Here is a 23,511-nt window from a genome sequence, read left to right on the forward strand (position 1 = left end):
TCAATCAATCAATCAATCAATCAATCAATCAATCAATCAATCAATCAATCAATCAATCAATCAATCAATCAAGACTGATTATAAACTATAATAATACTAAATGTCAACATACTTTTGCAAATCATAACCACTTCTCATTCTTCAAGAACATCAAAAAAAGCACTTTTAATACAATAAAAACAATGAATTAAATACAATCAACGCAACCGGTAACGCCAGCAAACCTACGTACGAACTGAAGCCTGAAATGAGATTGTCCGATTAAAATTCCCAGCATCGCTTACATCCTGAAATTGCGTTGCAAATACAATACCCCTTCCAATAATCAGCTATTAAAATTAGGATTTCAAACTACAACTCTTTGTTTTCATCACCTTAAATAAAAACAACATGACCCTTAGTAGAGCTTTTCAACCAATGCTTGCAGTTTTACAGCAGCAAAAAATCAATCAATCACCCTTGACTGATTGATTTTTGTAGGTGATAATAGATTTACATTTTTTTGAGTACAAATTGCGGGCAGGCTTGGAAAATGTTATCAAAAAACTTGGCGATGGTTTTCCAAAAACTCTTAGTGAATGAGCTCCATATAATTCAGGGTAAAATACCCACTCATTATATTAGAGATGGAAAGAAAAGTGCAATACTGCTCTTAAGCGGTAGCGTCCTTTTGAAAAGAATGACTGATGACATAATCATCAGTGAGATAAAAGCCCCTTTTGTTTTTGGTATTCATGAGGCTATCTTTAACAAAACAAACTTGTATATAAAGCCACTATCTGAAAGTGTATTAAAAACTGTTGATTTCGATCTTTTTTACCAAAACGTTCCACCGGAAGTTATGACAAATATTTGTGCAAAATTAATTGACATATACCAAATTAGAGATGAAAGCGTTATATGTAGTTCAGTTTACGATTGCATAAAAAAATGTCTAGAGGACATTAACTCTCTTGAGGGAAATGAAAAATACAATATTTCTATATTCGGTTATATAAAAGAAAGGAATAAAATATCCAGAAGCTCGATATCTAAAGTTATTAGAGAGCTAGAAAGAGGTGGGTATATAAAGACTAAAAGAGGAAAACTATTAAGTTTGAATAAACTGCCAAAAAAATTCTAATGATACGCACTCTTTTAAGGAATATGAAAACCATGAGATATAACGAGATTGATGAGCTTTTGATTGAAATAAGAAGGCTTAGAATGGTTGAGAATGCATTGCTTCATCATTCCTTCGGTATACATTACCAGATAAAAACATGCGGAAAGTTAATTAACTCCACAAATGACCCATCAGTATTACATGACCTTCTAAACCTAGAGAGATTTTTAATCAGTGTTAAAGACACCGGAAAACTCATAGATTATTACGATTGCGGCAACTTCAGGAACCATGAAAATTAAGTATGTCAAAATAAATTTAGCCTGGAAAAGCGTATTAAGTAAATCAGATTTCAGCGCACATGTATTCACCTAATTATTCTAACTCTATTTTAATTGCCTTGTTACCGAAGAAACCTTAATGCGACAGAAACACATTAACTCCATAATAAAAAATGAAATTACTCTGAATATGCTAAAAAATCTAAGCCAGCAGTCTACACCAGATGAACCAAAGCGCTTGCAGTCTCTGATTGACTATACACGGAAATTAGACCTGCATGTGCAGCAATTTGCTCGTTCAGACCAAATAATGCTACCCGAACTAAATTTTGCCCCCAATGCACTCATCAATCTTGGTCCAAAGTACCCCGCACGACCCTTCTCTTATTTTGATGTACTCGCGCATGAAGAAAATGAGGTCCCTCTTGACGACGCCAAATTACTTAACGAAGTAGCACGCTACTTTCGAGGTGCTATCCGCCCGCAGTCAAAACACGCTTTATTTAACATGCTTCCAGCCCCCAGTGTGGAAGCTACCGCAGCTGCTTGGCTCGCTACAGCCTACAATACAAACAGCCTGATGGACGCATTTTGTGGCGAAGCATTATTGATCGAACAACAAATAGCGCGGCGTATAGGACGCTGGGCTGGCTGGACACAGGCTATGGGAATAGCCTGCAACGGTGGTAAATTCACTATTATGTACGCAATTAAGTCAGCACTGAGTCGTATTGCGCCAGAATCGCTACTTAGTGGTTTGCCACATGACCTGATTATTCTATGCAGTGAAGGAGCACATTACTGTGTAGAGCATGCTGCCAGCCTACTCGGGCTAGGTTCAAACAACTGCCTGCGTATCCCCAGTAACGCTAATGGACGCATGTGCGGCCATGCCTTACAACACCTACTTCACGAGCAGCATGCTAACGGGCGCAGGGTCGCAGCGATCGTGTGTTCTGGTGGAACCACAATCAACTTCAACTGTGAAGACACTCGTGAAGTACACGAAATCGTCGAGGCGTTCGCACGAAAACATAATTTGCAGGAACGTCCCTATCTGCATCTGGACAGTGTTATTGGCTGGCTATATCTGAGCCTCCTTGATGCCAATCATGAGCTATTGTGTAAATTAGTTCCTGATATACGAACCAGAGCACGTATTACCGAAGTGCTACAACGTATGCACAGTCTAAGTAATTTTGATTCACTCGGTGTGGATTTCCACAAGAATGGCCTGTGTCCCTACGCGAGTAGCTTCTTTGTGGCCCGAGACCACCGCTTCATGGACGAGCTCGGCGACGGAAACTATCACTATAGCAACAAAGATTTTCATTATGGTCAGTTTCGAGCCTACCGCTACACCTTTGAAAATTCGCGGCCAAACCAAGGTATTCTGGCAGCATGGGTCAATCTTAATCAGCTTGGCCGTCATGGCTACGCCACTTATCTTGCCAGTCTGCACGAGGCTCGTAACTCACTGGCAGATGCTCTCGAACGCCACGGTCTGTTCCGTGTACTTAACCATTCGAGCCTAGGATGGGAAGTAGTTTTTGAGGCTCCATTTGATTCAGAGCTAATCGCTTTGGCTTCTTCCTACCAAGATCTTGCAATGCTTTTTATGCAGGAATGCTGGGATCGTGTCAATGCGGGTTACGACCTACCGCACTTTAGTATCGTACCGGGTTATCCCGTTAACAATGATCCTAAAACTATTATCTGCGGCTTTCTTCTTTATCCGATGCAACAACATAGTGATCAAGTATGGGACGAAACCGTGGCATTGATTGCCGCGCAATTCCATGACTTCCAGACTCGTTTACGCGCACAGCCTCGCAACGTTGCCAGAACATCGTTCGAAAAACCGATCCGCTGATATGAGAACAGTAACCATGCCTCCCTTGAACAATACTATGCCCCCCGACGCTTTCACCCTACTCAAAGCCATGGTAGAAGGCTACCGTTCGAAACAGAATGCATCTGACTTCGTCGGAGTTCCACTATTGGACCTGTCGATTGGCAACCCCGACATTGCACCGGAATTACAATGGCGCGAGCGCCTGCAACACTTTGTCAGCCGTAACGATCTGCACGGCTATGGCGAGTTCCGTTACGATATATGCCGCTATTTGCGCGAGCGCTTCACAGCCTACTACCAGCGTAGGTTTTTACCAACTGATGCACCAGTTTTACTCGATCCAGACCGCAATGTAGTCAATCTTCTCGGTTCAAAAGAAGGGATATTTTACAGCCTGCTTGCCTGTTTAAAGCCAGGAGAGACTGTGCTTATGCCAGAGCCGTCATATACCGTCTATCAAAGTTGTGCCCGCCTGATAGGCGCACACGTGGAATTATTTACCTGCGACGAATTAGGCCAACCAGCGCTGGAGTCGATTCGTTCAGAGCAGTTACAGGATGCACGTGTGATAGTGATCTGTTCGCCGAACAATCCCACTGGAGTGGAATTATCATCGAGCAAACTGAAAAGCGTCTTGGATTTCGCTGAGCGCCATGGACTTTGGGTTGTCATCGATCGAGCCTATGCGGAGATTAGATTCGATCAAACACCTAACAGCTTACTCAGTGGTGCGGCATTACCGGCTTCAGGAGCGCTGTCGCGCGTGCTGGAGCTTCATAGCCTGAGTAAATCCTGTGGCCTTGCGGGTTGGCGCATCGGTTTCGCCGCCGGGGCACCAAAATTGATAGAAAAAATCCGTACAGCCAAATTTAACATCGACTTTGGCACCTTCTTGCCACTGCAATGCGTAGCGGCAGAGATGCTTGATGAATTGGAAAATATCGCTGCACGTAACAGCGCCATCTATGCATCACGCATGCGTAGATTTGTAGATACTGCAGCATCACTAGGTTGGCAGATACCACCGTCGCAAAGCACTTTCTTTCTTTGGGCTCCATTACCACCAGGTTTCGTAGGAAATGACATGGAATTTGTAGAGGCCTTACTGAATGCCACTGGTGTGCTGGTCGCTCCCGGTAGTGGCTTCGGGCCTGGAGGTTCAGGCCAAGTACGTATTGCGTTGGTACAGTCCGAAGAGGTGCTTGACGAAGCACTCCAGCGGTTGAGCAAGTGGCATATTCTGTGTGTGTGCAGCCGCTGATATAAAATAACGCGTTGTCTTTATTGTCAGTTAAGATCCTGCTTAAAATCACATTAAGCGCAGTGAAAAAATTATCTATGTGTAAAATAATTCAGGCTACATAACATACATACAGAAAGTCGTTAGGAGGATAGCTAACTATGTAGATCCGCAGGCCGACACTCAGAATGTGCTGATTAATTCAGCACAGCCAACACATTATATTAAATATGATGTGTTTAAGGACACCTATATTCAAAGGTGATAATTGAAATCTTTTTTAATTAAGGACATTACAAATGACTATACTTGCTTTTGCTGCCAGCACTAGTTCCAAGTCTATCAATAGAAAACTTGTGATTTATGCAGCAACTTTTCTTGAGCAAGACGTTGAGATTGTGGATCTGAACGATTTCGCTTTACCTCTATTTAGCGAGGATATTGAGAGAGAGCTGGGCCAACCGGCAATCGCCAGAGCATTTATTGACAAAATAAAATCCTCAACCGGGGTAATAATTTCTTTTGCAGAACATAATGGTTCATATAGTGCAGCATATAAGAATTTATTTGATTGGTGTTCTCGCATTGAAACCAAGGTATTCCAACAAAAGCCGGTTGTTTTTCTTTCGACATCACCTGGCACACGTGGTGGAGCTAGTGTATTAGAAATCGCTTCCCGCTCAGCACCTTTTTTTGGCGCTGAGCTTGTAGGTTCCCTGGCCATTCCGAGCTTTCATCAAAACTTCGATCAGGCAAGACAGTCATTAAGTGATCGTGAACTAAATGGAAAGTTAATAATACTCATTAATGAGTTTAATAATGTAACAGCTCGCTAAGTAGAGATACCAGCTTGCTCGATATATTTTTGAGCATTTGTGATCATAAGTAGATTGGATGCTCTCATTTAACCGTTACCAACGTAAGGAATGGGAGTATCCGTCATTGCGACAAGGAATAATAATCATCCAACACACTTTCAATTTAAGTTCTATCTTCTAGGGTAAAGCGGATTTTTAAACCCAGGAATGTTAGATGATTGATTACCACTGGGAAGCATCATCTATAAATAATATCAACATTTGCTGTCCCTTGTACAGCCCCACTCGTTGCCTGTGCACCGGATGAATAATAGCCAGCATTGAAAGAGATATTATTTGAACTGGAATTTTGCAGAGGGAAAACCAGGCCATTATTTATCTGGACATTCGTGTTTGTGGTTAATATTATACCCACACCTCCTGCCGGGCTAGTGGTAGCAGTATTGGGTATAATATTAGTCCCTCCTGCCCAAGATAATTTAAGGGAAAGTTTTCCTACTACGTTCGAGCAATCAATAGGGAGATTGACAGATACAGGCGTTCCAAAGGCCCCAACACTCTGACTTATCATCGCAGTAGGCAATGTCACCGTTGTTACTACAGGCACAGAGCATGTATTTAGGTTCAAGTTTACCGAATTCCCTGCTACTGCATTAATAGTAAAAACTGATGTACCTCCCCCAGAATTTGTCACCCCAAAATTAAATTGGCCTAGTGATTGTCCTGATGCAATATTTAATGACTTCCCTTGCGTCATATATAGGCCAAAATATAAAGGAATTCCTTGCGCACTAGTATTATATGTATAAACAGGTGTATTCATACCCAGTGCTCCTGTGACAGTAACAGGAGAACCACTACTACCAATCACCCACCCACTGATGCCACAGCTTGCTGGGCTCCCTGTGCAAGTACTACCAACCATACTCCCGACACCAACGAGAGTCAAAGCATCGGTCCCTGAGCTTGCCTTGCAGGAAATAACATTATTAAAATTTGATAGATTCAATAAATTATTACCACTTGTATTATAAGCTTGCGGGCTATTAACATTTACAGACAGATTAAACGAATATCTATTTGGAACAGTATTATACTGCCCGCCATTCCAAGAACACTGTATGGCATAAGAAAAGCAGGGCATTGCCAACAGAGACAATAAAGAGATGAGTCTGAAAAATGTAATCACCATATCACCTTATATCTTAAAATAATTAATGTGACAATAGCCAGATGTTAACTTCGACATTCTGATGATAGGAAATAAATTCCAGCATTGAGGTGATCTTCAGAGAGTAAATAATCAACATAGCAGATTTTTTTCACCTCAGCGCCCCACTTCACCTGCAACTTACCAGACTCATCAAGACCGGCCAGATATACCTGCCCCTGCTCCCCAACCGTGTCTATTATCGGTGTACTTTCCACTACCCGAGAAACTTGTGCACCAAACGGTACAAACCCATCTTTAGTCGAAAGAGTGAAAAGCGCCCGTTGTCCCCCTTGTACTTTGTAATTGGCTTTTACAACTGCAGCACGAGCTGGAATCACCTTTTTTACGGAGTCAATAAAATCATATTGATTAGCAGAAAGGACATCAAGGTAGATATCATTCTCACGATAGGGTGTTACATAGGGAACAATAGCATAACCATTTAGGTCCGTTTTAATTGCCGTGAAGTTACTCACTCTTATACCACTGACTCCATTGGTATCAACAAGTGCTACCGTTTCCCCCAAAACCTTGCCTGCTGTTATACCGCCAGCATGGGCCACTACACCACCGGACATGGAATAATTCACACGCCTTTGATAATCATTATCAGAAAAACCCAAATTCATCATGGCATAAGGGCCATCGTAATTTGCGCTGGTCGTATAGGCGCGACGCAGATCGTGCTGTATGCTCCAGTTAAGATTCCTCTCCTCTAATGTTGTACCATTTAATGCAACGCTTTGAGCAAGCGTTTTACCGTTGCGGATCATATTATACCCGATAGATCCTGAAGTAAGTTTTAGCGGTATAAAAATGTTAAACGATAATGAGTCATCCTTAGCTCGGTGTTGATTTAATGTACGGCTGTAATTCAGAGAAAAATTAGCCGTCTTAAAGCTATTATAATACCCGACCTGAAAACCACGAAACACATCATTACTGTTCCAGTAATCTTCATTCACAACACTCAGATTTAAGGATCCGGCATTTTTCCACAGTTGCTGACTCAGCGTCAGGTCTGTCCGGTTGCGGCGTTTTTGACGACTGACCCAATCCATGTCATTTGTATAAGTATCAAAAAGCTCTGACATATTATAGTAATCGCTACTTGAGTAGCGATAGCTAGCCGCAGAAAACGATGTCCCGCTCTCTGGTATACTTTTACTGTACCTCAGCCTCAATGACTGGCCATTTACTGTGTCGCCATAGCCTGTTTTTGATCTTGCTATAGTCACATCTGCCGAAACAGCGCCAGCGCCCCCCAGATTGCTGCCAACTCCTGCTGAGATTGCAGTGTAAGGGGAAGAGGTCTGAATACCACCATAAACAGTCAGACCGCCGGGCGCACCATAACTACCTGATACTTCGCTAAAATAAAAGTTTTCAGCGGAAGAATCATAGGAACGGAATCGGCCGGAGGTCAGGTTGTATTTAAACATGCCTTCACGCATCAGCACCGGTAATGAGGCAAAGGGGACAATGAAATGCTGTTCACTACCATCACTTTCTTTAACGGTGACATTAAGATCACCACCGGATCCTGTTGAATGAAGATCGTTGATCTCGAAAGCACCTGGCGGGACGACGTCCTGATAAATAATAAAACCGTTTTGACGGATCACTACTTCGGCATTGCTTCGTGCTATTCCGCGCACAACGGGGGCATACCCTTGCAACCCTGCTGGCTGCATCCCCTCATCAGAGCTCATCTGCACGCCTCGAAACGAAATACCATCAAAAACGTCTGATCCTGACACCCCATCCCCAAACAACAGGCGTGATTTAAGCGGTATAATGTCGCGCTGAACATAGTTATAGACAGTATTCCATTCGTCACCCTTATCATCCTGACGCCATGTCGTGTAGTTTCGCAGCCGCCAGGGACCTGCATTAATACCGGGACGGAGATTGGCAAATAAAGTATTCCCTCCGGCATTGTTCAACTGATGAGAAATATTTTCTACCCCACTGATGTTATAATTTAACAGCAGGGCGTTGACTCCCTGATTGTAAGACGCAGGTGAAACATCTCTGCCGGTGCGAGAAAGGTATTTCTGAGGGAGAGAGACCATCAGCTGTAACCTGTTCTGATCAAACGTTACCCCAGCCCCTTGAAGGGAACGAATATCAATGCAGGATTGATTCAACATTGTTACCGTATTAATCCCTTTCTCTTTAATACCAAAATTAACAAGATGCCGTTTGGTTATGCACGGAGTTAATTTTTTTTCATTCAGAACAAAATTGAATATCTCTTTGCCTAAGTAATTACCATTAACGTACAAGTCCACTTTGTACTCACCGGGTAAAAGAATGTTATCACTGAATAAGGAAAGATCTATATTGGCTGCATTGTTCACGTTGCCCAGCATTGAAGGTTTGAACGAATATCCAGCATAACAAACAGGAACAAAATAAAGCACAAGAGAAACACTACAGGTTAATCTTTTCATTATTCAGCACGCTATGCAACCTAAGGGAGTTGAATTATTTTTTGAGTATAAGTAGCACTCTCGCCACCATAATCATTTACAGTTGAAAAAGTAAGCATATTAGGCCTTTTATTTTTTCTCAGTTTTATTCTTGAGGATGAAAAAGGCAGGATATAGCTAATGTCATCCACCTCCTGTCCATCAACAGCAATCTTATTGAAGCTCACAACAAAAGGCGTAGGGTTTTTAACCTCTATAAACTCATTTTTATAAATCCATTCTAGCTTTTCAGGATTCCGTTCTGTATCTTTCCCCCAAAGCGATGCCGGTCGATATATTACCTTAAGAACATTCTTCACTATAAATATCAATTGGTCTGGTTCTTCCCCCCCAGAAGAAGGCAGCGACGGAATAGCTTTGATATTCAACCAGAACAATGACTCCTTACTATCAGGGAGCGACTTTTCAGTGAGAATAATACGCAATGTATTTATTTTACCAGGGTCAATGCGTGAAAGCGGTGGTGTTACAAAGAAAGGCGTCTTCTGAGTATCACCGGGTTTTTTTTCAACCCATGATTGCACTAGATATACCGCCTCATCAGGGTTATGAACGGTAATCACTGCCTCATTTTTGTTACCATCCATAACAACCCGTGTTCCATTGATAATCACTGTTGCTTCAGCCTCACTTGGCAATGCAAGTGAGGCTAAAAAAGCAAGACCCAAAAATGCCAAAGGAATATGTGAGTGCATATCCATTTCTCAATAGGTCATTGTTAACTGTACAGTTCCTGTATAGCTACCGGGAGTAACAGGGATAGCTGTTGAAACATATTGTGCAACTAAACTGAGGGGCACGGTAGGGGTTAGCGGCAACAAATCACCGGATTTGACAAACGTTGTACCATCACTACGGGTAATCGCAATACCGGCATTTGTTGCTGATGCTGCCGCTGTTGTATTAGGTACAGTGTTTGCGGTTGATGGAGCAGCACCACCAGCGGCGGTCAGATAAATCACCTCAAGGTTATTAGGTTTAGTAGTACCGCAAGAACTGACTGTGAACGTCAATACTTTTGAATCTCCAGCTAACGTTCCTGCAGTTGAGAAGGACTCGGTACCTATCGGGTCAAACGATATTGTCGTTGCGTTTGTATTTGACATACCAGCGCCATTTAAAGCTAATTGGCAAGTACTTTGTACTACAGAACCGGTGAACTGTATTGTACCATCAACCGCAAAAGCGGCCTGGCCAGATGATAATAGAATACATAACAAGCCTGATACTTTTAATTTTTTCATTTTCTCACCTTTCAAATACTCATTTGAATTTGTCTATCACCCTTCAATTAAAGCCAACGCCTGCCTAAATGTCAATGATGCCAAATGATTAAAAAAGAACAATCCATTAGCTTCCATTTCTTTACATTATTACTTAAAGTATGCCGAGTATGAATACACACAAAAGTGGTAAAGCACATCATGTCATAAAAAATTTTACTAGATATGCAATGGCATATACTTTCTTTTTTTCATTTTTATTCTGGATATTACTAGTATTTTCAATTTTTTTACTAAAAAAATGTGCAGTCTGATAAAAACTATCATTCATGAGCCAACGAGGGAACTCAAGTTTATTAACATCTTTCAACAGAGAAAAAATATATTGTCTCGGCATTACCCTTCCCTACTTGCAAATGCCTTGTATCTCATACATACCTGCCAGGTTCTTTTCCATAGATAACTCATAATCCACCAAACAACGCTGGTGATCACCTTTCCCCCACTGCACACGCAGGCTACCTTGCTCTGGGATACCAGTAAGATACACCTGTCCTTCAGCCCCAACCATGCCGGCGTTTCCCTCAGCCTTATCCGAGTCCAAGCTAGCAATCGCTCCCAAAGGGATTGCTTTGCCATTTGGGCGCTTTAGTGTCAGTAACGCGCGAGCACCGCTTCGGGTAGCGAATTTGGCCCGTACCACAGCACCTTCGGTTGGCACCACCCGCATATCGAACGACTCCAATGCCGCGTCGTCAGACACCGTCGTCGGATCCAGTGCGATCCGGTTTTCACTATACGGCTGCAAGGAAGGAAAAACAGTGTATCCGCGAAAGTCAGTCCTCACCCCGGCTCTGGATTGGGCAGCAACCCCAGCTGCGCCTGGCGCTTCTACCAATGCTACTGTCGTCCCCAGACGCTGTGCCAATGTCACTCCAGCGCCATGTGCCAATACACTCCCCGCTACACCATAATCCAAGCTTCTGTTGTCGGAACTGTAACCATAACGTCCGTTCACCTCGCCATATCCTCCCCGGTATCGCAGATTTGCACTACTGTTGTTACTCTGTTGACGGTTTTCAGTGATATTTTGTTGTACCCCCCAATTCAGTTGTCGATCAAGGGCTAAACCACTGAGACTCATATAATGATTAGCAGGGCCGAATGATGAGTGATTCAGACTGTAACTGAGTGAGGCATTACTCAACCAACGCGATAATGAAATACTTATATTCAGGCTGACCAAACGCTCTGTCTTATCCTTGATGCTATCGTTTGGGTAGCGATTCAATGTACCACTTACCCCCCAGGATATATCCTGCCATGATGAACCATAATAAAGACCGAACGACTCCCGGTTCAGCTCCTGCTGCCAATATCCCTCTCTAAGCCAGGTGAGCGAGACGCTCCCCCACCTAGCCAGTTGCTGACTAGCCTGAATACTGAATTGATCCCGTTGGCGTTCATTCACTTTGACACTATCGCTATCCCCAACGCTCACTACTTCAGCCAATGACCAAAAACCCATAGAGTCGTACTGTAGCCGGCTGAGTGAAAAAGTGGTTCCCGTAGCTGCCAGCGAATTACTGTAGCGTAACCGCCAGTATTTCCCCCGTTCATTCTCCCCGTCCTGCCAATTCACCTGAGACTCGGTCATATCCACAGATAGGGCTCCCAAATGCCACAACAGTGAACCAACGCCAAAAGTTGTTGCCAAATAATCTCGGCTACTTTGTACTCCTCCATAAGCGGTTATGTTCCATGGCAAACCATAGATCGCAGTCACTTGCCCAAATCCTGGAGTTTCATCATCATTAGTGGGCATGGGCCAGTATCGTCCTGCGGTAATTGCGTATTGAAATGCACTCTGGCGTAAGAATATCGGTAACGAGGCGAAAGGCACTACTATGTTTTGTACACTGCCGTCTTCTTCATACACGGTGACATTGAGAACACCACCACTACTTACTGCGGTCAGGTCATTCAAAGCGAAAGCCCCTGGCGATACAGTGCCGGTATATATGATAGTTCCATTCTGTTCTACCTGAACCCGCGCATTAGTGCGAGCTATCCCACGAATAACCGGGGCATATCCTCGCTCACTGTAGGGCCGCATATTATCATCCGATATGATCTGCCCCCCCAAAATGGGAACGCTGTCAAACAGGTTAGGCGAAGTATAGAATTCCCCCAGCGCGAGTTGGCTATCGAGATGATACAGCCCCTTCTTGGCGTTGGTTTGACCAATTTTCCATGCACCTGATTGATTACTGCTTTGTTGCCAAGTGGAAAAATTGTGTACTCGCCAGCCTCCTAAATTCAGCACGGACTGTAAATTAGCGTAGTGATTTGTGCTTTGCGGCCTATCACGCGGCATCATGCGCCGACCATTAAGCAAGTAATTCATTCGAAAGGCAGTAATCCCCTCATCCCAGAGCTCTTTAGGCACCTGACCTGAGGTCGATTTCCGTAATGCTACTTGAGGGATGCTGAGTTTCAATTGCTGGCGTGCAAAATCAAACTGAGTGGTTACACCTGTAATGGCACTGAGGTCTATGCACTGAGAAGTTTCGTCTTCTTTTGTCAACATTTCTGGGTAGTCGTCAACCAGCACACCGTACCTTAGCAATATTTCCCTGCTAAAGCAGGGGGATAGTTCTTTCTTTCCTTTCTTGGCTACAAACACTATTTCACGTGAGTCCACCCGTTTGCGGTTAAGAAAGATATCAACCCGATAGGGGCCGGGTAACTGGGCGCCATCCTCACTGAATAACGCAATGTCTACGCTATCAGCTTGATGATTACCAAGCAAAGCAGGGTCGAAACGGTAGGTTTTTTCGGACAACACCGGCCCACTGTAGATACCGGTGAGTAACACTAATAGGGTAAGATTGGACGAGGGACAGAGTTGATCCAACCGGCGTTTACTCACATCTCCTCCAATCCATAGAAAAAACAATGTTCATGATTATGGACATTTAGCATAAGACCTTTTCAAAATGCTATTATTGAGTAATATACCTAGAACAATTTCATTTAAATATCATCGACCTATTTTTTAATTAGCACATCAACAATTATGTGAAAGTGAACAGAGAGAACACATAAAACTGGCCAGGTAAGTAATTGTATACACTTAATTCCCTGATGTAATATACCTCAATAAATACTAAGAGGATTAATGCGTCCTAAGCTGATACAGAGCGTTAATCGCCATATATGGAAATAACAAATGTACCTTTATATACTCCTGGCGGTGCAGTCATATTTTGAGCAACTTTCAATGGGAGATCTAATTCACTAACAGAAGAAACATTCGCTGACGTCACTAAACCAGTGAGTAAGTGGTTAAGTGATGGTGTAGCTCCTATTGTGAACAGCAGCTTTTTATTTGGACTGGTCGGGTTTTTAAGGTAATAGTTACTGCGATTACCAGGTTGTGTAATGGTAATCTTCTGTATTGGTGTACTCACACTTGTAGAAACTTGCAACGTACCTAACACATCCCCAATTGACAACGTCGTACTCGAATGCGCAGGGCCAGGAATATATTGAGCAACCATATACGTTGCCATTGCAACAGGAACTTCGATTTTTAATGGTGATGCTCCAATAGGCTCAGCAAAACTGAACTGTGGGAACGCCAAAATCGCGAGTAGCGAGGCGCAGTTTTTTTTCATACAATTTACCTCAAGAGCGGACTGCAATAGCAGTCCGCTCTTAATTTACTTAAAAATTAAGCGCTAAATACAGACACAGTAAAGGTACCGCTAAACACATCTGCAACTGGCGTACCATGGGCATAAACCGTTAGATACTGCTCTTGTGCCGGGCTCACGACTGTCGACGTAGTGTTACCATCGGCAATGCTCGATGTAACTTCAGTCATGGCGCCAATAGTGATAGGTAAAGATGTACCGGAAGTTGAACCACTCAACGAGAAAGTCGCAGCGGGATTGTTCGGGACAATTTTAACCGTGTTGATATTCCCTGCGCCAGTAGTCACTAAGTGGATGTTACCAAGCACAGTACCAGGAGATACAGCCCCTGCAATCAAGTCAGCTGCTGGTTCAAATACAGAAGTCAGCGTAGAAGGAGCAGCAATTGGCACCTCGATATTCAGGGTGCTGTTCGTGCCAATCTGGGTAGCAGCCATTGAAGCAACAGAAAATGAAAGACCAGCAATAAGTAATGCAACTTTTGATTTAAACATTAGATGTCCTTTGATATAATATCAAGCTCAGATTACAGCGAATAGAGTCAATAGACTTGATTTCGCCAAAACATCCATTCAACTGCTAATTTTCTTCCTTGGTTCACCACTGCAATGGTGAACCAGGTTCTAAATCAGCTTGTAGAATGACAGTTAGAACAGGAGTTCCTTTTAAGGTGGCCCCGTGGATAAATGATTTTGCAGACGGTTAGAGCGCGTAAGTTTGCAACACAGGTAACCCTTTACTCTCAGTTCTAGGCCAGTATTCATTTGAAGTGTTTTTTCACAGTGCCTACCCATTATTTTAGCCATATATATCTTTCCTCTTAACTCGCTCTGTTAACGTATTACAGCATCAGCAGGAACACTCTGCCCGCCAAAATCATTTATCGATTGCCATGTTACTTTTCCACCTACCTTTGCGCCTTCTGGTAATGAAAATTGTGCTGAAGCAAAAGGAGCAACGTAACTCACATCTGGCACAATTACACCATCAATCTTTATTGACGAAAAATTAACATAGTATGGCGAAGTGTTTTTAAGCTGAAGTTTTCCTTCTCGCCACTCCCAATCAAGCCCTTTAGCCAAACTATCTTGGTTTTGGCCACCTAAGTTTTTAGGTCTATACAGTAATTTAATACAATTATTAACTGAAATCTGAATATTGGAACTCACAGCATCATTCTTAGCTGTATTGTCATCATCTTCTTCTACAGGAGGAATCGCTTTAACACACAACCAGTATAAATGCTCGCGTTCGGCAGCTTGTGTTTTACCGATGTAGACTATCCTGAGAGTATTATCCTGTTTGCCATTTAACCGGAATAATGGCGGAGTGACCGCAAACGGTGCCGAAGCCTTTTTATCTTCCGCTATCACAGTCGGTTGGATCAATATAGGGAAATCATGCTCATTCTTTACAGTGATGGTCGAACCACCTTTCTGACTTTCTTTATATATCACTCTTGAACTATTTAGCGTCACTGAATACGTCTGGCTTGCGGAAATTGCCACATTTGAAATGGCAAATAATGATAGTAAAGTCGTAGAGAACAAACTAGGTTGTGTAAATCTCACGTGACGAACCTCTCGCTAAGTGTCTTTACTTAATAATGAATTGTTAACCAAGTTTAAGGTTAAAATAAGCCCGGAGCAGGAAAGTTTCTCGCCATCCTTTAGAAGCTCTTACTAGTATTGGATTCTCTGATTGATTACTTGGTGTTCCTTAATTTTTTCTCCAGGTTACACTAGATAGCTGCTCAGTTACTGATAGATACATTAGCACTCTACTTTGTAACACTAAAGTAAAAATAATGTGTAAAAATGACCAAATCACGCTCATTTGTGATCTGGTGGGTTACTGGGCTAACTCAGAAGCCTTTAAGCAAGCAACATCACACCACGGTAGCAACGCGCAAGATTACAAGCAATTTGTGATAAATCATTGGTTATTCTCCCTTATAACGCATATTGACCCACCTCAATGAACGATCCGTTTTAGATTAGGGGCTCAGTTGCCACCGGTCCGCATCTTGAAGTAGCTTTAGTAAGCTAGGCTTCTCATTGATTGAATGAGCGTTACACTCGGATACAGAAACAATTTTTGGAATCAGTATCAACGTAACCAAACGGCGAATTCATATTGTTAACAAAATTCTGCTACTACATGCTGTCCTTCTTCAAAGCAACAAGCTTGGATGCCTGCAATCATTCATTGTTCATATTAAAATTTAACGGTCTTAATTCCCCCTTATAAACAAGTCATCGGCAAATTGCCGCATTATCTGGAAGTAGGGAGAGTTTGCCCAAGAAGGCATCCCCAGATTTTTGTCTCTGAACCTGTTCGCTAACTTTCTGTTTTTGCTGCATCAGCTCGTCAATCAAATGTTCTATCTCCAGCCACTGTTTCCATGATTGCTGCAAGGGTTGCTGCTCAGAAAGCTTGAAACGGACCAACACATGTTTGATACCCTGTTCAGCCAGCATATGAGCGTTTTTATCAAAATCCTGAGTAGCAAACAGGACTTCCCCCTGTTTAAATTGTTCAAGAAAATCAGGCCAGGCACTAGCACCATCATAACGATATTGCACGCCAAAATCCGGGAATCGGACATCTAGATCGACCCTGTTGCATTGACCTGGCTGCCAGGTAAACTGCATCTGCTCAGCAAAGTTCATGCTGTCAAACCTGGTTGCCCCCTCTTTGCACCACAGAGTTAGCCGTGTGCCTGTTGGAAACACCCTGGTTCCCTCGGGTACGGTTACAGGTTCACTCACAATATCAATACTATGTACTTCATTCTCTAACGCGGCTTGCTGTTGTTTGAGCTGCATAATCTCTTCGGTGAGCGTAGCCAAACGGTCATCATTGTGCGTGCTCTGGCGATCTTGACGGTTCAGTATGTCGTCAGTGCTGAGTATATGACGCACCAAATTCAAGAATTCAGGCGTAACACTCAGTGTTTGCCCCTTAAACTCACCCAGTTGAGGCCCTTTGTCTGTAACAATGAACACCCCTTTTGCCGGCCCTTGCATAAAGTCGGTGATATATTGCCAAGCAAGTTTGCGTCGAGAAGCGTAGTCTTGCGAACTGGCGATCTTTCGCATCGGCCAGACAACGTTGCTTTGCCATGCAGTATTTAACCAACAACTGGAACGGGCTACCGCGTTAGCGAGCAGCATGCTGGCATCGCTTTTATACAGCGCCCAGACCGCATCGATACCAAGCTGTTGACGTTGCGGATTCAAAGTTTGGCGTAAGCTTTCGTAGTTTGTGAAGAGCGTAATCAATGGATTGCTGTTTTTAAACTCAGACTCAGGCGTAAACAGGCCGTTGGTGAGATCTGAACTCAACGAGGCGGTGCCAAGAGCCTTATGAGCCGCCGCACTCAGCGCCACCTGCCACATCTCCCAAGCATGGGCCTGCTCGTTCAAGGAGGGGGCTGGTATAAGGTTTTTTGTGCCATGAAACCACCTCGCCAAAGCATTTCTCATCCTTGTATCCGTCTCTTGTAGTTTCAGAAGAGACTCTCCCCCAGATGTCATGGATTGTAGCCTCCCCAACCGACGCAGCTCGTTCAGCCATTGTAGCCTCCCCAACCGACGCAGCTCGTTCAGCCAAGGTTGAGCCTCTTCTGTCGGAATATCGGCCAATTCATCGCGAATACGCTGTGCAAACCGCATAGCAGGACTCTCCCCTTGGCTAAAGGCGATAAGTTGACTCTGAGATTGATAGTGGGGTTTGATGTTTTGCAACGTCTGTGAGGCGCCTAACAACAGTTGCCTCCAAGCATCCTGACGCTTGGCCGGAAGCGTTTCAACAAAACGCAGTAAAAGGGGATCGGGCTGTTTTAAATGGCTCGCACGATCGAGCAGTGCTACCCACTGCCTGATACGCACGTCGCCTTCACGAGTCCAGACCCCGGACAGTGACGAGAGCATAGTATTTTGTTGCCAAATATCCTTGAGCTGGAGAGCAGGTAATGATGCTTCGGGTGCCAATAGGCGTGGCGTATGCTTGATGCGTACACCATCTTCTGGTGTCCAGTTCCCGGATGGAATATGTAGCGGCCAAAAATCTGTGGTCTGAACAGCCGGTAACGAGGTTTCCGGTGCTAGTAGCCAATTCAAGGTGGGTTCATGGCTGAGCAATGTCGACAGCAAGCGCCGTAGCATGGCGATATGTTCTGCACCCGAAGGCTGCTGTATCATCCAGCGCTGGAGTGCCCATTTTTCCTGCTGCGATAAAGAGTGATCCGTTGAGACTAACTGCAATTCACTTATTGTGGTGTTCCTTTTCCCTAACTCCTCAAGCGTTGCGCCCTCTGCCATACTTTGCAAGGTGATGATAGTTTGTGCCAGCTCCAAAGCCATCTGGCGCTGGGTCACAGCTGAAGCTGTCATGAACCTCTGATGATAACGGGCCATCATTTGCGGTATGTTTGACAGGCGGGGCGATACTTTTGTCACCCATTGTTGTTCAACCTGTTGATGCTGCTCATTAAGCACCAGAGAGAATGGCCAATAGATTAACGGTGAATCATGGCGGCTTTCATTGCGCAGCAGCAGTTCCATCAGGGTGGGTGGTGCGAGTAACGAGCTATCATGGTGCATAAGCGCAGCACTTTTAATCGCACTGTAGCACAATGCGCCTGCACATCCCGACAGCAGCAGGCAGGTGAATGCCATTCTGCGCATTTTACTTTGCTGCCAGACAACTTCGCGAGAAAGGCTAAAAGCGGCGAAATGATGGGTAATCAGTTCCTGAACGAAATACGACGGGCGCTGACGTTGATTCTGAGTCTGCTCTTCGCTGATGGTGAACCACACTCCTGCGAGCGTTGCCTGGGTAAAGTAGGCGTCAGGCTCACAGAGGGATGTCAGAAATCCCCATAATGGAGCCTGTAATTGAGCAAAATTTTCAGGGAACTCAAGCAGTGCACACGGATTATCTACCGTCATCTGTGCACCTCCCATACTAATACGGGCAAGATCAAGCCCTTCTTTCAGTGCAGTAAACAAGGGGTGTAAGGTAGTGAGATCTTTACTGTCTATGTCAGGTGGCAAAGGCCAGTAATACCCGAGAGCCTGCTGTTGCTGGCTCTTGGAAAGAAGCCCGGCCCAGTGGCTGAAGGCGGGATACTTATCGCACTGGTTGATCGTGATATAGAGTGGAAGCTGATACTTGAACCTGCTGATTAGCGGCTCAAGTTGAATACGGATTTGGCGTGCTTTAAACTGTAACGCGTTAGCGTCGTTATTCATCAGGTCGCTGATAGAAATACCGATCACCACCCCTGCCGGCGGAGAAAACCTGGAGATCCAGCGGACCAACTGGAGCCAGCTCCGGTCAAGTTCGCCCTTGCCGCTTAAAAAACGACTGGAAAGGTCAAGAAAACAGACGCGTTGGAAAAACCACCACCGAAAAGTCTGTGTGGGGGCCACACCATGATCCTCCATGCGACTTGAAAGCATCGGCAGGCTGGCTCCTGTCAAGAGTGACGATTTACCACACCGATCGCCCATCATGATATACCAAGGGATCGACCGGTTTTTACGCTGAAGGAGCCTGACCGTCCTCGCACCGGACCGCCAGTTTTTGAACAGGACCTTTTCTCTGTGCGTCAGGCGGAACGCCTGGAAGTAACGGTGAATTTTTTTCTCTTTAATCACTAACGATACCCACAGTAGAGACGACCATGAGATCAATGCAACCAAGAGAACACTGAGCCAGACGATAAAAATCGTCGTGGTTTTCCAATTGAACGCTATTCCCGCAATGAAACAAAATAGCAGGATCAAGCATAAAAGCAGCAGCCAGCCTGCGAAAGCAAATAATTTTTTAAACATGTGATCTTATAAAAAATAAAGGGTCTGAACGAGTAAAAGGAAGCCATAAAACAACGTAATAGTCAGTAACGCCCACGCCATGCGATGTCTTTCCAATAGGGGGGATCGACGTTGGGGGATAGTGATTGGTGTGATCGCTTCATTGTTAGGCCATGCCTGCCAGCTTTTGGGCAGACAACGTTGTCTTTGCTGTTCAATCACGGTAGCAAGTTCGTCTGCATCCTGTGTACCATATTTCCCGTGAAAACCTCGTTGCAGACAAAACAGATAGACATTCCTTACCTGTTGGTGCACGTCTTCCAATTTATTCAATCGGTTGAAGAATTCATTGCCGCCGACGGTAGTCTGGAAGTATCGGAGTTGCATTAAGCTGGTACGCCAACGTGAGCTTTCGGGGTGTGCAGAACATAAAATACGTTCATCGAGCCAAACCACCACAGCAAACAGCGCGTCATCCCTTTCTCTGCCCGAAAGTTTCAACTGCCCTGCATCTTGTACGGCCTGCTCGAGTACCCTGATGCATTGCTGATGGAAATCGTCATAATCAGAGAAGTCTTCTGTCTGATGTTCAAACCGTGTAACCAAGGTGAAAACGGGGAGATAACAATCCAGTACTCTCATGATGACGGTGCCATAAACACGAGTTGTACCTGCAAATCATCCGGTGCCTCAGCCCAGTAAAAGGCAATATTCTGATATTGCTCGACGCTGTTCCACAGCAATTCATTCTGATTAAGCTGAAAATAAATCACATTTTTTGGGTTCGGAACGCCACGAGGTGGCGTAGTCATCATAGTGACCGTGATCCCTGGCAACGCATGCTGGATCAATCCGCCGATATTATGGCGGGGAGCAATTTTGAAGGCCGAGGTATCAGTGATCCATGAAGAAGAGGTTCCCTGCGTGTTTGAATTCAACAGCAGTAGCACCGACTGAGAAGGACGGGTAAGCAGCGCTGTAATATCGGCATGAAAAATACCTTGAACATCGGGGTGTAAGGAAATGTAAGTATTATTTTCCAGTACCAAACCGTTCAACTGGGTGATCAACGTCTTCTTCGCACTGTTGAAACAGTCCATTAAGCGGGAGTGATCATAAGGCAGCAATGTCGGCTCCCCCGTAAAAGAACAGATATCATTAAAAGAAGAAAGCTCACCGACTAATTGCGTCAACAAACCATACATGTGCCATGGATGTAAGGCTGGTGTTTTACAATAGTGGTTGTACAGGGGGAGTACCCGGTTTAATGAATGCATCACCAACAACGGCACCAGATTGTCCGAACGTCCCCCTGCACTTCGTCTTTCCGCCTGTTTGTACTCCTCGAGCCGGTGTGCTCTGCTGGCCAACTCCGCGAACAGTCCCTCAAGCATTCTTTTGAGTGTTGGGAAGCCACCCAGCGTGACAACCGGCGGACTGAATGCAGGATCCAGTATCACGCGGTCATTGTCTTGGCATAAGCGCAACAGAGGTAGAAACTCACAATCCCCCGCATTAGTTTTTTCATCTTCGCAGAGAATGCGAACATGGTAAACAAGCCGCGATATCTTGCTGTCAGGCCCGTGGTGATAAACATCTTTCATCACCTCATCGTTATTACTGATTATCCAACGGCTGTGGGCATGAGAGGCCATATCATTAGCTACATTAGCTTGCGTGGGATCAAAACGGCGCAGAGCTAGCCATAGCATGAAAGGTTTTTCACGCACCTTCCAGGTATCACGAAACGAGTAGGGTTCAACCCGGCAGTTACCTGGGTATTCCAGGTAATGCCCCGAGGGCAGAATGGCACGTAGATTATCGATTTTCAGTACAAAATCTGCCAGAGTTTCATGGTGGATATCCACACTGACAATCCCTGTGTTCCATGGCTGAGAAAGCTGTCGCTGCCGCGCCAGCATATGGCTGTGGTGTAAATCGATAGACTGGAAATGCTGAGGCTGAAGGTAAAGCCCTGAATACCAATAAACCTGTTGCTCTTCAGAATACATGTTACCTCTGTTACTTTGCTGACTCAGTGAGAGCTGCAGCGTGGTTCAATTTGTACAGGTCAGCCACCGATGTCAGAACTGCAGGGCTATATTCAGCGCCGTTGAGGCGGGTGATACTGTGGCTACCCAGCGTGATGCCTATTGTCAGCGGTGCAAGCGTTGGCTCTCTCGCTGGCATCCACCATCCCTGACGGGCTGCGGTGATAGGAATTGCCAACAATGCCGTGTGTTGTTTTCTGGGGAAGGGGTAATAACCCGCCACGATCGCAACTTGGCGGGTATTCGCACTGCGGTCAATATGCAACGTCGTCTGCTGGCCTGGCATCGCGACATAGCGGTCAACCTTTAACAGATCGTCCATAGCAACAGCACCACCAAATAGGTTTTTAAGCTGTGTCGGGTTTGAGAGCAACGAGTTGAGTGAACTTGCGTTCTGAGCCTGGATCACTAGTAATGTGCAACTGTTGGCCATCCAGTTCCAGGTATTAAGCCCAGGTTCAGCTGTCACATTCAGTGTGATTGCTCCTGCCGAAAAAGGTGCTGCAGCTTGCGTTATCGTTTGAGGCTCCGTCGGTCCTGAACGCGGATCAGCACAAGCGCTCAGGAAAAAAACCAGAGTAACCATCAATAAAGAAGTTAGGACAGTCATGAATTCTCTTGTCCTTTTAATACATAGTTAATATCACGCAGGCTGTTACTGTCGGTGAGCATTTCATCCAACCATTCCGTCAGTGTCATATTTGCCCAACGGGCAGCACGCTCCATCAGGAAGGGGACAGGGCTTGAGGGTTCGGTTTGTCGGAAGAAGTTTGCAATATCCAACATCTGGCTGATGGCAATATTCCGCGACATTCCTTGCTTGTCAGTGGGCAACCTATATTGGGTAATGACATCAATGCTCGGGCTTTCGCTCGGCGCTATAGCATCCACGTGGCTCACATCGCTGCCGACAGGCATGTACTGTTGCATCATACGATGCAGAAAATTCAGCATATCGATTAAGGTCTGACGGGTTTGACTAAAGAGGGTATGGTTTTCCTCTTGGGTGAGTGATACATAGCACTCATCCAATTCGTTGAGTTGTCCAAGTATCCCTGTCAATCGCTCTGTCTGCGGCCTGAGGTTGCTCACTGAAAATGAGCCACTTTGCAGTTCAAAGCTCGCGAGCGTGAAATCCCCTTCCGCCATGATCAACTCATCTTGCGAGTGTGGCTTGAAAGACACCTTTTGTTCAAATGCCAGCACTTTGCGCCAGTGTGCCAGCGAAGATGACTCATGCTGCAGAAGCGGAAAGGTATACAGAAACTGACTAATGTCGCGGTCAAGCCTGCTGAGCTTTGCGTAACGGATGGATGCGCCCTCCTCATCGAGTTCTGGCCAACAGTGCAACCAGAAACGTGTCATAAACTCGCTAAGAAAACGCAGTCCGACCGCAATACCCTCAATGCCTTGTAAATGGGTCTGCGCTTCAACCAACCAGCAGCCCAGTTGGAGATCTTTGCTCTCACGCACCAGAGCCAGTGAACAAAGCTTATGCACCTTTTCCCAGTCAGCACGGCGTGGCACTGAAGCCGTCCATTCGCCGTCGTATAAATAGTCTGGGTCACTTTCCCGCGCTTGACGGATGTCGTCATAGATCGGTTCATATTCAAGGCAGTTACCCTTAGGGTTTTCCGGGGTGATTGGCAAGAGTAACGCGGTCATGTCGAGTTCAATTGATAACATCGT

18 protein-coding genes are annotated in these 23,511 nt (G+C 44.8%); 5 read left to right on the forward strand and 13 right to left on the reverse strand.

Features of this window, described 5'->3' with window-relative positions; translation table 11 throughout:
* Positions 1 to 532: 532 nt before the first annotated feature.
* From KGP17_RS22570 to KGP17_RS22590, 5 genes are all read left to right on the forward strand, one after another.
* Complete coding sequence (locus KGP17_RS22570) at positions 533 to 1,123, forward strand: helix-turn-helix domain-containing protein (RefSeq protein WP_223498363.1); 591 nt, start codon at positions 533 to 535, stop codon at positions 1,121 to 1,123.
* 32 nt (positions 1,124 to 1,155) lie between these two features.
* Positions 1,156 to 1,407, forward strand: a complete 252-nt coding sequence (locus tag KGP17_RS22575; RefSeq protein WP_024530851.1) for a hypothetical protein — start codon at positions 1,156 to 1,158, stop codon at positions 1,405 to 1,407.
* A 118-nt stretch (positions 1,408 to 1,525) separates the two neighbouring features.
* Positions 1,526 to 3,259 carry a pyridoxal-dependent decarboxylase gene (locus tag KGP17_RS22580; protein WP_223498364.1) on the forward strand — a complete coding sequence of 578 codons (1,734 nt, stop codon included), beginning with the start codon at positions 1,526 to 1,528 and terminating at the stop codon, positions 3,257 to 3,259.
* Position 3,260: 1 nt separating this feature from the next.
* The gene (locus KGP17_RS22585) at positions 3,261 to 4,502 is read left to right on the forward strand and encodes a pyridoxal phosphate-dependent aminotransferase (RefSeq protein WP_223498365.1); all 1,242 of its coding nucleotides are present in this window, start codon (positions 3,261 to 3,263) and stop codon (positions 4,500 to 4,502) included.
* A 278-nt stretch (positions 4,503 to 4,780) separates the two neighbouring features.
* A complete protein-coding gene (locus tag KGP17_RS22590; RefSeq protein WP_223498366.1) occupies positions 4,781 to 5,317 on the forward strand; it encodes an NADPH-dependent FMN reductase in 537 nt (178 codons plus the stop codon).
* 220 nt (positions 5,318 to 5,537) lie between these two features.
* Here KGP17_RS22590 and KGP17_RS22595 read toward each other — a convergent pair whose 3' ends face one another.
* The 13 genes from KGP17_RS22595 to tssA form a co-directional block, all read right to left on the reverse strand.
* Complete coding sequence (locus tag KGP17_RS22595; RefSeq protein WP_223498367.1) at positions 5,538 to 6,491, reverse strand: fimbrial protein; 954 nt, start codon at positions 6,489 to 6,491, stop codon at positions 5,538 to 5,540.
* Positions 6,492 to 6,535: 44 nt separating this feature from the next.
* Complete coding sequence (locus KGP17_RS22600; protein WP_223498368.1) at positions 6,536 to 8,968, reverse strand: fimbria/pilus outer membrane usher protein; 2,433 nt, start codon at positions 8,966 to 8,968, stop codon at positions 6,536 to 6,538.
* 20 nt (positions 8,969 to 8,988) lie between these two features.
* Positions 8,989 to 9,702 carry a molecular chaperone gene (locus KGP17_RS22605; protein ID WP_223498369.1) on the reverse strand — a complete coding sequence of 238 codons (714 nt, stop codon included), beginning with the start codon at positions 9,700 to 9,702 and terminating at the stop codon, positions 8,989 to 8,991.
* 9 nt (positions 9,703 to 9,711) lie between these two features.
* Entirely contained in the window at positions 9,712 to 10,251 is a 540-nt protein-coding gene (locus tag KGP17_RS22610) for a fimbrial protein (RefSeq protein WP_223498370.1), read from the reverse strand.
* A gap of 385 nt (positions 10,252 to 10,636) precedes the next feature.
* On the reverse strand, positions 10,637 to 13,075 hold the full coding sequence (locus tag KGP17_RS22615; protein ID WP_223498371.1) for a fimbria/pilus outer membrane usher protein: 2,439 nt from the start codon (positions 13,073 to 13,075) through the stop codon (positions 10,637 to 10,639).
* Positions 13,076 to 13,436: 361 nt separating this feature from the next.
* Complete coding sequence (locus tag KGP17_RS22620; RefSeq protein WP_223498372.1) at positions 13,437 to 13,910, reverse strand: hypothetical protein; 474 nt, start codon at positions 13,908 to 13,910, stop codon at positions 13,437 to 13,439.
* Between the two features lie 56 nt (positions 13,911 to 13,966).
* Entirely contained in the window at positions 13,967 to 14,443 is a 477-nt protein-coding gene (locus tag KGP17_RS22625) for a hypothetical protein (RefSeq protein ID WP_223498373.1), read from the reverse strand.
* 339 nt (positions 14,444 to 14,782) lie between these two features.
* Positions 14,783 to 15,520, reverse strand: coding sequence for a molecular chaperone (locus KGP17_RS22630; RefSeq protein ID WP_223498374.1), 738 nt, complete (start codon positions 15,518 to 15,520; stop codon positions 14,783 to 14,785).
* Positions 15,521 to 16,204: 684 nt separating this feature from the next.
* The gene (locus tag KGP17_RS22635; RefSeq protein WP_223498375.1) at positions 16,205 to 19,792 is read right to left on the reverse strand and encodes a type VI secretion protein IcmF/TssM N-terminal domain-containing protein; all 3,588 of its coding nucleotides are present in this window, start codon (positions 19,790 to 19,792) and stop codon (positions 16,205 to 16,207) included.
* Positions 19,793 to 19,798: 6 nt separating this feature from the next.
* Entirely contained in the window at positions 19,799 to 20,413 is a 615-nt protein-coding gene (locus tag KGP17_RS22640) for a DotU family type IV/VI secretion system protein (RefSeq protein ID WP_024530838.1), read from the reverse strand.
* Entirely contained in the window at positions 20,410 to 21,783 is a 1,374-nt protein-coding gene (gene tssK, locus KGP17_RS22645; RefSeq protein WP_223498376.1) for a type VI secretion system baseplate subunit TssK, read from the reverse strand. Before tssK ends, KGP17_RS22640 begins: the two co-directional genes overlap by 4 nt.
* A 10-nt stretch (positions 21,784 to 21,793) precedes the next feature.
* On the reverse strand, positions 21,794 to 22,432 hold the full coding sequence (locus tag KGP17_RS22650; protein WP_223498377.1) for a type VI secretion lipoprotein TssJ: 639 nt from the start codon (positions 22,430 to 22,432) through the stop codon (positions 21,794 to 21,796).
* Positions 22,429 to 23,508 (reverse strand): type VI secretion system protein TssA, encoded by a 1,080-nt coding sequence (tssA, locus tag KGP17_RS22655; RefSeq protein ID WP_223498378.1) that lies wholly within the window; start codon positions 23,506 to 23,508, stop codon positions 22,429 to 22,431. The genes KGP17_RS22650 and tssA overlap by 4 nt, the downstream gene beginning before the upstream one ends.
* Positions 23,509 to 23,511: the final 3 nt, after the last annotated feature.

The organism is Serratia sp. JSRIV001 (assembly GCF_019968745.1).
GTDB lineage: Bacteria > Pseudomonadota > Gammaproteobacteria > Enterobacterales > Enterobacteriaceae > Chania > Chania fonticola_B.